Here is a 15,933-nt window from a genome sequence, read left to right as displayed (position 1 = left end):
AGTGATGACACTATTTTCTGTAGGTCCATAAGCATTCACAACCTGATAACCTAAACCATCCAGGTTGACAGCCGCTAATTTATCTCCGGCCGCAAGCAGGTATTTTAAGGCTAATGAACGATTTCTGCTTGCTGCTACAAATTCGGGGATTAAAACAGTTGAAAGGAAACTATGTGTGATACTTTCCTCCAGGTAATAAGTTACTAAACCTGATGGCGACAATCTTTGTTCATCACTGATTATATACAATGCAGCACCTGCATTCAGCGCAGGCCATATTTCCCAGCCGAAAACATCAAAACCAATTCCCGCTGTTGCGGTCATTCTACTTTCGCTGTTCAGTTCGAAACATTCCAGATGCCAGCTCACCAGGTTGGAAAGTCCGGCATGGGTACTTTGTACACCTTTAGGCTGCCCGGTTGATCCGGAAGTATAAATCACATAAACCAGATCTTCTAAAGTAACAGGAATAACCGGTGCGACGGTAGCATAAACATCCAATTGTAAGTTTTCAGGGTTAATTAACTCCAGATCAGGCATAATTGCAGATAAACCTGTCAATAAGGTTTCGTTAGTGATCAGTAACCCTGCACCGGTATCGGTTAACATATACTGAATACGTTCGGCCGGATAACGCGGATCAATCGGAACATATACCCCTGCTGCTTTTACAATAGCGAGGATAGAGATCACAATACTGGCCGATCTTTCCTGACAAACAGGAACGAAATCCCCTGGTTTTACTCCTTTTTCAATCAGATAATGCGCAAAACGAGACGATTGCTCATCCAGTTCACGGTAACTCCATGAATCTGCTCCCATAATAATAGCCGGGCGGTCATTTTGCAGAATCACTTGTTCAGCAAAACGGGCAATAACAGTTCTGTCAGGTAATGGTGAAATGCCTGTTGCATTGAAATCATTTAACAACTGTCCCTGCTCGGCCGTTGTCAACAGGTTAAGATCGCTAAAATTCAGCTTTCCTGAAGAAACTACCTGGTTCAGTACATTCTTAAAGTGACCAGCTATGAGTTTGATATAGTTCTCCTCTAATAAATCATTATAACTGAAATGGACAGCTATCTCTTTTCCGGCCATTACAATGATACTCAGCGGATAATTGGTATGCTGTTCTCCAACATCCAGGTTTTCGATTTGCAAACTCCATTGTTGCGCGGCCAATGCCTGACTAACCGGATAATTTTCAAAAACCATTAATGTATCAAACAGGTTTCCTGTGATACCTGATAATCGCTGTACTTCGCTCAGGCTGGTATATTGATAAGCTCTGCTTTCTAGTTGTTCTGCCTGTATTTTCTGTAATCCTGCTGCAATATCCTGTGATAAATCAATTTTTCCATGTAGCGGCAAAGTGTTGATGTACATACCTATTGCACTTTCTACCCCTGGCAAATCTTCAGGACGGCCAGATACGACAATACCAAAGGCAACATCTTTCCTGCCCGTATAGTTGTAAAGCAGGTATGACCAGACTCCCTGCATCAGGGTATTGATAGTTACCCGGTTTTGCTGTGCATAACGTGTTAAACGCGTTGTGAATTCAGCATCAAGCTGCAGGATTTCTTCCAGGTATTCTCTGTTACTTTTTGTACGGTCCGATGAGCTATTGATAAAAGGCAGTAAGGTTGCTTCTTCCAGCCCATCAAGATAATTGCGCCAGTAAGCAGTTGCCTGTTCTTTATCCTGACGCTCTATATAACGGATATAATTTTCATAACGGTCTTCTGCAACAACGGGTATAGCCTTTTTACTAATCAGATATTCATAATTAGTCAGCAATTCTTCCATTAATACTGGCATAGACCAGCCATCTAATAAAATATGATGATGGGTTAAGCAGAATTGATAACGGGTTTCATCCAGCTGAATCAGACAGATACGCATCAGCGGAGCGGATACAAAGTCAAAACCTTTTAAAAGGTCTTCTTTTTTATACTCCTGAATAGCTAATTCCTGTTCCTCAGCACTTAAGCCCTGTAAATCCAGCTGGATCACCGGTATTTGCGCTTCTTTGTAAATACATTGCACCGGAATCCGGAATACATCGTAATAAAATGCGCTTCTTAAAATACTGTGCTGTTTCAGCAAATGCTGCCAGCTGTCTGTGAAAGCCAGAATATCTGCTTCTTTCAGTTCACCTGTAAACTGCTGAATGTATGAACCTGCCTGCTGATCATAAAGACTATGGAATAGCATACCTTCTTGTAAACCACTTAAACGTAAAATGCTTTCCAGTTGCAATTTCCTTTGTTTGCCGTTATAATCATCATCCATGAACTGATCCAGCTCATTATAACTGATTACATCACCCAGCCCATAATCAGATGGGGTAAATGAAGCAGTACTTCTTCCAATGCAATGTTTAATGATATCTTCGAGATGGGACAGGTAATCAGCAGCCAGCTGATGGATAGTCTCTGCATTGAAATGACGGTTGCTATAGCTCCAGTACAATACCAGTTCATGATCAATGATCATACTGTTCACAGCAAGTTTGCCTTCAACCGGGAAATCACTGCCTGCTGATGAACCAAATAATTCCCATTGCGGTACGGTATATAATCCTTCAGCTGTGGTATGACCTGATTGTCCGAGGTAGTTAAATAATACTTCCCAGGGATCTTTTCCCTGTAAGGATTCAGTTTTATTGATATATTTTAATAAACCGTAACCAATTCCTTTACCCGGTACCTGTCTTAATTGTTCTTTAATGTTTTTTAGCTGCTGTCCTTTGCCTGCCCCTGTTTCTACTTCGAGTAAAACAGGGAACATGCTGGTCAGCCAGCCAACGGTACGGCTGGTATCAGCGTCTGCGGCTAAATCTTCACGGCCATGTCCTTCCATTCCCACCAATACTTTATTGCTTTTATTGTGTGCAGAAAGTGTGAGTACCAGTGCATTTAACAGGATATCGTTAATTTCGGTATGATAAGCTTTAGGCACATCCTTTAATAAGTTTGCGGTTGAATTACTGCCTAGTTTTATTGTATAGTTTTGTATATCGGCTATGGTTACCGCTTCGTTAAATACATGATCAGTACGAAGCGGGGCCGGCTCTTGTTTAGTTTTTTTCCAGTATGCTTCCTGATTCAGCAAATCTGCACGCTGGCCATAGGCCAACATGGTGTGATACCATTGACGGAAAGAACTTGTTTTATTACCTAATACAGTTAAAGCTGGTTTATCTTCCTGCTGAAGCAGTAATTCAAGATCATCTGTCAGGATACGCCATGATACACCATCCACTGCCAGGTGATGAATAACAAGTAATAACTGATTAACCGGTACATTGGCAGGAGCAATTAATAAAGCTGCCTGTAACAGGTTTCCTTTTGCAATATCTACCTGAGACTGTAAAAGATTCAGATTGGTCTGAACAGCTTCTGTCCATTCATCTGTGTTTTGCGTATAGTCAAATACCCCTATTTTTGATTGAAACCCACTATAGTGCTGTTCCCATTGCGTACCTGATAAATGATAAGCAAAACGCAGCGCATCATGGTGGTTAACCAGTTTATCTATCGCAGTCTGCAATTGTTCAGTGCTGATATTTTTAGCAACAGTTAAAACAATATGCTGATTATAATGTGAGAGGGAATTGGTTTCCGTTTGCAGGAACCATTGCTGAATAGGCAATAAACCACTTCCACCGGTTAAAGTCCCTTGTTCGGCAACAGTTTTGATTTCCTGTTGTAAATCCATGAATGCCGCAAGACGCGAAATGGTCTGACAGGTAAATAAGTCACGCGGATTTAATCCATATCCCGCACGTCTGGCACGGCTGACTACCTGTATTGTAACAATAGAATCACCTCCCAGTTCAAAGAAATTATCATGGATACCTACTTGCGTTAATCCCAATAACTCCTGCCAGATCACAGCCAGTGTTTGTTCTAACTGATTTCCAGGGGCAACGTACTCCTGTGCAATCAAATCGTTTGCGTCAGGATCAGGCAGTGCTTTTTTATCTGTTTTACCATTGCCCGTAAGTGGTAGCTTCTCTAAAATTACCCACCATCCCGGAACCATATATTCTGGTAAACGGGTTTTCAGGAAAACAATCAGTTCTTCTTTACTAAATATTTCTGCATCAGCAGGCACAACATAACCTACCAGACGTTTATTGCCCTGTTCATCGGTTCTCGCCAGGACTACCCCCTGAGAAACCTGGCTATTTTGCCCCAGTACATTTTCTATCTCACCAAGTTCGATACGGTAACCACGGACTTTCACCTGCTCATCATTACGACCTATATAAGTAAGGTTTCCATCAGGTAATAACCTGCAGATATCACCCGTTTTATACATCCGTTCTCCACTTACAAAAGGATCTGACAGGAAACTTTGCGCGGTTTGTTCAGGACGATTCAAATACCCTCTTGCCACCTGTACACCTGCTATATATAGTTCTCCGGCAACTCCTGCTGCAACGGGACGCAATTGTGCATCCAGCAGATAAGTACGTGTATTACCTAAACCACGGCCAATCGGCACTCCTTCGAGCAGATTTTCTTCTGAAGAGACAGGGTATTGATATTCAAGGGCTGTTACGGTAGTTTCAGTAGGCCCGTATTCATTATAAAATGCTGCAAATGGTTTCCATTTTTCTGCCAGCGCAACACGGCAGTATTCACCACCTGATATGACGCGTCTTAAACCACCGTAATTGCCTGCATTAATAGTTTCCAGAAAACCCGGAGTGGCATGGAGATGAGTAATTTGCTCTTTTAAAAGCAATTGCTCTAATGCCGACGGGTCCAGACGGGTTGTTTCATCCAGCACAACCAGTTTTGCCCCATTCAATAAAGCAAGGAAAATTTGTTCTACCGAAGCATCAAAATTATAGTTCGAGAACTGAAGAATTCTATCGGTCTGGTCGATACCAAATTTCTTTCCCTGGTAACTGATCAGATTAACTACACTCCGGTGTTCTATGAGCACACCTTTTGGCTGACCTGTAGACCCCGAGGTATAGATCACATAAGCCAGATCAGATGGATAATATTCCATAACAGGCTCAGTTGAAAAACCTTCGGATAGTAACTTGTTATCGAGCAATATAACCGGCAACTCGGTTTCAGGAAGGAAACCGGAGCTTTCACGGCTGCTCAGTACTAATGGTGCAGCAATATCCGACAGTATAAAAGCTGTTCTTTCAGCAGGGTAATCCGGATGAATGGGTACATAGGCCGCGCCCGCTTTCAGGATACCCAGAATACCAACAGTCATTTCAGCAGACCGCTCTATAAATAATGGAATGAGTGTACCTCTTTTAATACCAAAACTAATCAGTTTATTAGCCAGTTTGTTAGAAAGCTCATCCAGCTCAGTATAGCTTAAAGTTTGATCTTCAAAGCTCAGCGCAGCTGCTGCCGGAGATTTCAATACCTGTGCCGCAAAGAGGCTAACCATAGTCTCCTCAGCCGGATAGGCAAATTTATTGGTATTCAAACCTTCTACTAACCACTGCTTTTCTTCGGTAGTGAGTATATTTATATTTCCAATTTTTGGTACTTTTTGTGTAATGATATGAAACAAAGCAGTTTCAAAATGTCCGGTCATTCTGCTTACATCAGTACCACTCAATAGCTCTGTATTATATTCAAAACGGATATTGATCTCCTCTGCTGCCATGACGGTAATACTGAGCGGATAATTTGTCTGCTCTTTTACATCTGCTCCTGATAATTGTAATTTCCAGGACTGGGCTAATAAAACCCCGTCAACCGGATAATTCTCAAAAACCAGGATGCTATCAAATAATTCGCCTGAAACTGAACTCTGACGCTGAATCTCGTTCAAAGCAGAATATTGGAACTCACGGCTTCGCAACTGATCAGCTTGCAATTGCTGTAACCATACAGAAACCTCCTGGGCCGGATCAATCTGCGTAAATAAAGGAAGTGTATTAATATACATACCTACCGCACGCTCTACCCCTGCCAGGTCTTCGGGACGACCAGATACAGTTACCCCATAAACTACATCAGCACGGCCGGTATAGTGATTTAATAAATATGCCCAAACACCCTGCATCAATGTATTCAGCGTAATCCGGTTGCGCTGAGTATAAGCAGTAAGGCTCGCAGTAATTGCTTTGTCCAGCTGTATTGTTTCTATTTTAAACTGTCCGTTACCCTTTTTCTGTTCCGCAGCTGTCTTGATAAACGGTAATCTGCTGCTCTGTGTAAGCGGCGCCAGGTAATTAGACCAATGTTCTTTTTCTTCCTGTTTATTGCGTCGGTTTATATAACGTATATAGTTTTCATAACGATCTTCTTCTGCACTTAGAACCGGCTGAGCATTGATCAATGACTCATAAGTCTGTAAAAGCTCTTCTATCAGGACAGGTAATGACCAGCCATCCAATAAGATGTGATGGAAACTCCATAATAATCTATATTCATTATCGGCCAGACGGAACAGACAGATACGCATCAGCGGTGCTTCTGCAAAATCAAAACCACGTATACGATCTTTAGCCGTATATTTCTGAATGGCTTTTTGCTGTGCCTTTTGACTAAGTTCACGATAATCCTGTACCTCAATTGGTATTTTTACATCTTTCAATACACATTGTACCGGAATATTGAACACATCATAATAAAAAGCACTGCGCAATATAGTATGCTGCTTCAACAAATATTCCCAGCTCTGAGCAAACACCTGTTCATCTAAAGCGGCAATATCAGCTGTAAGCTGTTCTACGTATGAACCAGTCTGAGTATCTGCTAATCCATGAAAAAGCATACCTGCCTGCAATCCACTCAGTGGATAAATGCTTTCAATCTGATTTCTTCGGATTCCATCCCCGCTATCTAAAAATGCATCCAGCTCCTGGTAACTGATTTCATTCCCAAGTCCATAGTCCGAAGGCGTGAAAGCAGTTTCCGCAAGAGACACGCAATGGTCAATCAGCGTTTCCAGATTAGCCATAAAAGCGGCTGACAAATTCCCGATACCAGCTGATGAAAAATGGTGGTGACTGTATCTCCAGTCTACTTCCAGCTCATCATTTTTAATGATACTGTTGATATATAACTTATCAGGCATCTGGAAAGCATGGCCAACTGAGGTTCCAGCCTCTTCTTCAGCTGTTCCCAGAATTCCATTACCATCCAGCATATTGTTCATCTGGCCTAAGTAATTGAATACGATATCGCCATTAGCATGTTGTAAAGATGGTTCCTTGCTGATATATTTCAGGATACCATAACCAAGTCCCTTTTCTGGAATCTGACGGAGCTGTTCTTTCACACTTTTTACCACATCACCTGCAGGCAGTCCTGAGGATATTTCAAGTGATACCGGGTACAAACTTGTAAACCAGCCAACTGTGCGGCTGGTATCAATATCTGCTGCAATGTCTTCACGGCCATGCCCCTCCATTTTAATGGTAACGGTTTCATTTTCGTTCCATACAGCTAAAGTCATAGCTAATGCAGACAGTAATATATCATTAATCTCTGTATGATAAGCTTTTGGTACCTCCTGTAAAAGGCGGCGTGTTTGTGTACTGTTTAATTTCAATACCTGATTAGTGGTATCAGCATAATTAACTGTACCGGAATATTCAAATTCCGTTTTTAACCTGCCCGCTTGCTGTACTGTTCTTTCCCAATAACCTAATTGAGTAGTTAAAGCACTGCTTTTTGAGTAAACAGTTAAAGCATCATACCATTGACGGACAGAACTGGTTTTCTTACCCAGCACTTCTTCTACCGGCTTATCCATTTTATTTTCGAGAAGTAACTGCAGGTCTTCAACCAGTATACGCCACGAAACACCATCAACAGCAAGGTGATGTACGATAACCAATAAACGGTGTTGCTGCACTTCTTCTGGTGTAAGGATCAGAACTGCACGCAGCAATATTCCTTTTTCAATATCCAGACTGCGCTGATACTGTTCGGCAGTCATCAAAATGGCTTCCTGTAATTTGTCAGGAGCAACTACTTTTAAATCTGCAACACCAAGCTGACCTTCATAACTACCATATTCCTGCACCAGTTCATTTTCATTTGAACGGTAGGTAAAACCAAGGGCATCATGATACTGCATTAATGCACGGACAGCTTCGGTTATTGTATCCTGAGCTATATTTTTATCTATGGTCAGTAAAACATGCTGATTGAAATGAGATTCTTTTTGATCTGCTATTTCAAAAAACCACTGCTGGATAGGGAGCAGACCACTTTTACCAACCAAAACTCCCTGTTCTGCAACCGAACCAGCCTCAGCGGCACCTTTGGTTAGTACAGCAGCTAATACTGCAATAGTCTGGCAGACGAACAGATCACGCGGGTGCAGGTTATAGCCCATGCGTTTAGCACGGCTGACTACTTGTATGGTAATAATAGAATCACCACCAAGTTCAAAGAAGTTATCCTGGATGCCGACTTTTGGAATGCGCAATAAATCCTGCCAGATAGTTACAAGATCCAGTTCCATTGCGTTGCGCGGAGCCTGATAGTTTTCCGTAAACAGTGAACCGGTATCTGCATCAGGCAAGGCTTTTTTATTCACCTTACCGTTATTGGTCAGCGGTAATTTATCCAGCTCTACCCATATAGCAGGGATCATGTATTCTGGCAAACGGCTTTTCAGGAAGACCACTATACCATCTCTGTCAAATTCACCTTCGGGCACTATATACCCGATCAGGCGCTTAGTCCCATTTTCTTCTTTGACGATTACAACTGCCTGATTAACCTGCTCACTCTGTTGCAGGATATTTTCTATTTCCCCCAGTTCGATACGATAACCACGGATTTTCACCTGATCATCTATACGTCCCTGGTATTCGATATTTCCATCGGGAAGCCAGCGGCCAATATCTCCGGTTTTATATATTTTCTGTCCTTTATTAAAAGGATGATCAATGAATTTTTCTGCAGTAAGATCAGGACGGTTCAGGTAACCAAGTGACAAACCAGCACCCCCCAGATATATTTCACCAGGTACCCCTGCAGGCAATAACCTCAATTGCGCATCTAATATATAGGCATTACGGCTATCCAGTGGTTTTCCGATCGGAATAGAACCGCTGTCATCAATTGTAAAAGTAAGCGAGAAAGTAGTATTTTCCGTAGGTCCATACCCATTAATGACTGTTAATTCAGGATATGTTTTCCTGATTTTAAATACATGTTCATCTGATAACTTCTCTCCTCCGGCCAATACCACTGAAAGCCCTTCAAAGACAGTAATATCGGTATCGATCAGCTGATTGAACCAGCTTGAAGTAAACCACATTTTTGTCACCTGGTGTAAACGCACCTGTTCTTTTAACAGAGCGATATCCAGCAGGCTGTCATCAGGGCAAAGGACCAGTTTCCCTCCATTCAGTAACATCCCCCAGTATTCAAAAGTAGTCGCATCAAAAGAAGGTGATCCCGTTGACAGTAATACATCATGCTCATTTAATTCAACATAACTAATATCTTTGACCAGACTGACTACATTACGCTGAGTAACCAGTACCCCTTTTGGCTGCCCTGTAGAACCCGAGGTATAAATCACATAAGCAGGACTATCAGCTGTAATTGTATCCAATTGAATCGTATCATTTACAGCACTTAATTCCAGTTTATCCAGACAAACGAATTCCAGATCAGGAGCCAGTGCGGTAAACAGGGAAAGCCATTCACTATCTGTGATGGCTATTTTACCTGCTGTATCTTCCAGCATAAATGAAATTCTTTCTTGCGGATAATCTGGATCTATAGGTACATAAGCAGCCCCTGCTTTCAAAATGGCCAGGATACCAACCATCATGTTTATACTGCGTTTCGCAGCGACAGGAACTAATGTTCCAGGCTGTAATCCCTTAGCAATCAAAGCATGCGCAAGCTCCTGCGAACGTTTGTCCAGTTCGCGGTAAGTCAATGAAACTGATCCATAGACAATTGCCGTATTTTCAGGAGTCAGGATAACCTGCTCGTTAAAAGCATCTATAATAGTAAGAGGTTGCAGGTATTGATCTGAACTATCATTGAATACATCCAGTAATAAACTACGCTCACGGTCTGATAATATTTCTACGGATGATAATAAACCTTGTCCGATCTTAGTAAACTGCTGTAATACCTGCTCAAAATGTGCTGAAACAGCTGCAGCATATTCAGGTAATAATAAACTTGAATTATAACCAAAATCAATCTGAATAGTATCTGTGGCCAGTATAACTATATTGAGTGGGTAATTGGTATGTTCATGTAATCCGATATTTTCTAAACGTAAAGCCCATGGCTTCTCGTTCAGCACTTTACTTACGGGGTAGTTTTCAAAAACAAGTAAACTATCAAAGATATCACCCGAAATCTCTGATAAATGCTGTATTTCATTCAGTGTGGTATACTGATGTTCCCTGCTTTCCAGCTGATTGATCTGCAGCGCCTGTAACCAACTGGTTAAAGACTGATTTTCATCAACTGCAATATGTAATGGAAGTGTATTGATATACATACCCACTCCTCTTTCTACTCCCGGCAGATCTTCTGGCCTGCCCGATACGATTACACCATAAGTAACCTCACTTTTCCCGGTATAACGGTGTAACAGATATGCCCATGCCCCTTGCATTAAAGTGTTCAGGGTAATGTGATTGCGCTGTGCAAACTGTATCAGAGAAGCTGTAGAATCACTATCAAGGTGTAATTTCACTTTTTCATAAACACCTTTTCCTTTATTACGGTCGGCAGTAGAGTTGATAAAATTGAGTAAGGTTCCCTCAGTCACCCTTTCCAGGTATTTACGCCAGTAATTATTCGCGGCATCTTTATCTTTGCGATAAATGTATCTGATATAATCGTCGTAACGTGTGTTAGGTAAAATAGTCAGGGCTGTTCCTTCTACCTGAGCTTCATAGGCACGTAGCAGTTCTTCCAGGATAATTGGAAGTGACCAGCCGTCTAAGAGAATATGATGATAACTCCATATCATATGATAGTAGTTATCACGCAGCTGGATTAAACAAAGACGCATTAGTGGTAAAACCGTAAAATCAAAGCCTTCTAAACGATCAGCTGCTTCAAATTCACGGATTGCATTTTCTTGTTCAGTACTACTTAAATGGCGGTAATCCAATATAGTTACCGGTATTTCTGCTTCCTTATAAATACATTGTACAGGTACACTAAATACATCATGGTAAAATCCGCTGCGCAAAATGCTGTGCTGGCTAATCAGTTTCTGCCAGCTCTTTATAAATTTGTTTTCATCAAGATTCTCCAGTGTACAATAAAATTGCTGGATATATGTACCTGCCTGACCGTCGTAAAGACCATGAAACAACATACCTTCCTGTAAACCACTCAATCTGGCCAGACCCTCAATCTGATTTTTTCGCAGCGAACCATTAACGGTTTCCCCTAGAAATCCATCCAGTTCGGCCACACTGATTACCTCTCCCAATTCATAATCAGACGGCGTATGTGCTGCTGCTTTCTGAGCCACACAGTGTACAATAATTTCTTCAAGAGCAGAAACAAAAGCTGTCGCTAGCTCTTTAACACTCTTTTTATTAAAATGCAGCGTACTATAGTCCCATTGAATTTCCAGCACCCCTTCCCTGATAATAGCATTTACAGCTATTTTCTCTCTTAAAGGATAATTGGTGGAAACAGAAAGTCCGAATGTTTCCCATAAAGGGCTGATTACCGCTTCTTCATTTATATGATTATCCAGTTTACCCAAATAATTAAACACAATATCCCATGGGTCACGGCTTTGCAAAGTGCCGGCCTGATTGAGATATTTCAATACGCCAAAGCCAATTCCTTTTTCAGGAACCTGCCTTAACTGTTCTTTTATATTTTTAAGGATAAAACCTATATCAGTACCTTTTTTGACATCCAGTAAAACCGGGTATAAACTAGTAAACCAGCCTGTAGTGTGGCTGGTGTCTATCTGGTCTGAAATATCTTCCCGGCCATGACCTTCCAAACCAATTGAAACAATCTGATGATCGTTCCAGTCTGCAATTGTAATGGCAAGTGCACTTAATAGGATATCATTGATCTCTGTATAATAAGCCTGAGAAACTTCCTGCAATAATTGTTTAGTATGTTTTTTATTCAGGCTTACTTTAAAGACACCAGTATCGGCAATGTTTGCAGTCTGTAAGTTATCTTTATTGGTGCGTAGAGGTATATATTGCTGCACTGCATTTTCCCAGTAAGATAACTGGTTTAACAAGCGTTGTTCTTTACCGTATTCTACTAATGCATTGTGCCATTGATAATAAGCACTTGTTTTATCCCCTGTGATTTCTTTAAGCGTTTTAGTCGTCGCCGTCTGTTCTAAAAGTAAAGAGAGATCATCAAGCAGGATACGCCACGATACACCATCAACCGCAAGGTGATGGATGACTAATAACAAGCGGTGATGTGATTCATTTTCAGGAGTCTGTAAGAACACGGAACGCAATAAAATACCTTTTTCCAGATTTAAGCCCTGTTGATATTCGGCAGTGATTGCTTCGAGGTCTTCGTCCGATCCGGAAAAATCCGCTGTTTCAAGCAAACCTTCGTAATCACCGTAAACCTGTTCAATCTGTCCTTCTTTTGTTTGATAGGCAAAGCGAAGGGCATCATGGTATTTCACCAGCTCACGAATAGCCTCAGCTAATTTGTCCTGAGAAATTTCTTTATTCACCTTTAATAAAAGGTGTTGATTATAATGGGAGAAATCTTTGGTATCAGCTTCAAAAAAATGCTGTTGAACAGGCAGTAAACCGCTGCCTACAGTTAAAAATTCCTGCGCTGCCCTGGCAGTTGAAACTACTTGTAAGGCCAGTAAAGTAGATAGTGAAGAAATTGTATAGTTCATGAACAAGTCACGTGGCTGCAAACTTATTCCAGCCCTTCTTGCACGGCTTGATACCTGTATAGTTGTAATCGAGTCTCCCCCAAGTTCAAAGAAATTATCATATATACCCACACGCTGTATACCTAATAATTCCTGCCAGATATTAGCCAGCTCCTGCTCTGTTTCATTTCTTGGTGCTGCATAAGCGGTAGTTAACAATGCTGCTGCATCAGGGTCCGGCAATGCTTTCTTGTCAACCTTTCCATTATCTGTCAATGGCAGGGCCTCCATTTCCATAAAGAAAGTAGGGATCATGTATTCAGGCAATTTTTCTTTCAGACGTAATACTATACGCTCTTTATCAAAATCACTGTTTGCTACAACATAACCAACTAAACGCTTATTACCGTTATCATCAGTTTTCACTAATACTACAGCCTGGTTAATCTCTTCACATTGTTGTAAAGCAGCCTCTATCTCACCTAATTCGATACGGAAACCCCTGATTTTCACCTGATCGTCAATACGGCCAAGATATTCTATATTACCATCAGGCAACCATCGGCCAAGATCACCGGTACGATACATCCGGTACTCAGAAGTGGGGTCAAAAGGGTGCTTAATGAATTTTTCTGCGGTCAGATCAGGACGGTTCAGATAACCTCTTGATACACAAATACCAGAAACACCAATCTCTCCTGCTACCCCAACCGGGCATAACTGCATGTCATTATTAACGATATATAATTGCGTGTTTTGTATCGGTGAACCTAAAGGTACATTTGTACTTACCGGAGTGTCATACATGATATAATGACAGATATCGTCTGATGCTTCTGTTGGCCCATAAGCATTAACTACCGGGATCCTGCCATAAAAAGGATGCTCAAACCAGGACGCCAATACCGGCTGACTTACAGCCTCACCAGTTACCAGCAGATATTTCAGCGCAGTTAATGATGCCACAAACTGCTCCTGCAATACTGCTGCAAGATAGGAAGGTACAACTTCCCATATCGTAACTTTGTCTTTATCAATGGTACGGATCAGTTCTGCAGGCTGCAGGATAAGCGCCGAAGTATAAATAATAGTAGTCCCGCCGCATAATAGTGCAGAGAACAATTGCCATACAGAGATATCAAAAGTATAGGATGCTGTAAAAGCAACAATAGAACTGCTATCGAGTTCCAGGTCATTGACTTTCGAATAAAGGTGATTTAGCATTCCCCCATGTTCAACCATTACCCCTTTAGGTTTACCAGTAGAACCTGAGGTATAAATCACATAAGAAATATCACCCGGCTTAATCTGGCTTGCCGGACTAAAAGGTGATTTTCCGGCTATAGCCTCAGCATCTGTATCGAGCCGGATAATATCGATAGCAGAATCAAATTTCTCCGCCAGTGCAGCTGTAGTTACAACGATTCTGGCTCCGGTATCTTCCAGCATATAGCTGATCCTGTCTTCGGGATATCCAGGATCAATTGGCACGTAGGCACCACCTGCTTTCATAATTCCCAGGATCGCTACAACCATATCTGGTGAACGGTCAAAACAAATAGGTACCAGCGTATCTGTCGTTACCCCTCTTTGCTGAAGATAATGAGCCAGCTGATTAGCCTTTACATTGAGTTCTTCATAACTATATTGCTGATTTTCTAATTGAAGCGCTATTGATCCTGGTGTAGCTATAGCGTGTTCATTAAAAATCCCCACTAAATTCTTTGTATCCGGATAAGCTACGCTGACCTCATTGAAACGCTCCAGAATTTGCAATTCTGATGGCGGGATGATTTCAATTTCACTTGATTTACTATCCAGCTGCGAACTAAACTGTTTCAGAATAAACAGCAGCCTTTGTGCAACAAGCTCCATTTCTTCGGCAGAGAAAAACTGGAGCTGATAATCAATAGTTAATTGTAAAGGCTGCTGTTTTCCATAGTCTTTCCACCAGATCTCAATCGGATAGCGGCCATAGCCACTCGGAAGTTCATAAAATCCGGCTTGCATGCCCTCTCCAAAATCAAGTGCAAAATCTATAATTGCATAATTGATCACGACTTCCAGCAGGTATTCTTCTGCTGCATTAATTTTAAAATAACGGCTTAAATCACCTATCTGGTAATTACTATAACGGTAATCTTCACGCTGAGAGGTCGTGATATGTTTAATTAATTCTTCTACAGAAAGCTCTGGCTGATACACTCCTTTAAAAGGAAGAATACCAGTAAACATCCCAACTATATCACGAACTTTTTTATTTTTTCTTTTATGTAAAGGAGTACCAAAAATGAAATCCTGCTTATCGGAAGTTTTACCAAAGTAAATCATTAAGGCAGCAATGGTTAGTTGCTGGATACTCGATTTCGTTTTTTTCTGTAAATCTTCAAGCAGCGTAATATCTTCGGGTAACAGATTTACCGTTACAGTTTCACATCTCTTTTGCTCCTGACTGCTATCCAGAAATCTTCTTTGCAATAACTGCTGTGGCTTTTTCTCAATCTTATCTTTCCAATATTGTCCTTCTTCTGCATATTCATCAGAATGATAATATGCATCAGCTTTTACAGCTTCATCTTTATAAGACAGATAAGAGAAATCTTCTTCATGGTTATTGATCAGTGCATTATATTTTTTAGCTATATAACGGTTTTGTGAACCCAGGCCAAATCCATCAGATATTAAATGGTGATATCTGAAGAAATACAAATGTTCTTCGTCTTTTAATTTAACCAGATAATGCTCAAAAAGGACGTTGTCTTTTTTAATTTCAAATGGTTTACTGAATTGCTCTTTCATCCAGATCTGTAACAATTCCTCTCCGTTCTGATACATACTGTAATCAAGTTCTTTGATTTCCAATTGCTTATAGGAGTCATCAAAATAGATTTGGGGAGTGTGTTCATCAATATCAAACCTCATCCGGTACGCATCAAATACTTCGGGTACTGAATTGACCGCAGCAATAAATATTGTCTTGATCAGTGGTCCTAAGATTCGGGTGTATCCTCCAATATTATAATAAGGATTACTTACGTTTATCAATTGATCCAGATAAACATCTTTTTGTGCCGGGTGAAGCGGAGATTTATTAATTAGCAT

At 41.1% G+C, this 15,933-nt stretch carries 1 protein-coding gene (cut by a window edge); it reads right to left on the bottom strand.

Annotated elements, in window-relative coordinates; translation table 11 throughout:
* Positions 1-15,933, bottom strand: partial view of a non-ribosomal peptide synthase/polyketide synthase gene (locus HDE68_RS05570; RefSeq protein WP_183879704.1) — the 5' portion only. Its footprint begins 17,694 nt before the window's first position; 15,933 of the gene's 33,627 nt are visible here — the first part of the coding sequence; its start codon is at positions 15,931-15,933; the stop codon falls past the left edge of the window.

The organism is Pedobacter cryoconitis (genome assembly GCF_014200605.1).
Lineage (GTDB): Bacteria > Bacteroidota > Bacteroidia > Sphingobacteriales > Sphingobacteriaceae > Pedobacter > Pedobacter cryoconitis_B.
The sequence above is the reverse complement of the archived record's forward strand: the minus strand, read 5'-3'. Positions and strand labels throughout refer to the sequence as shown.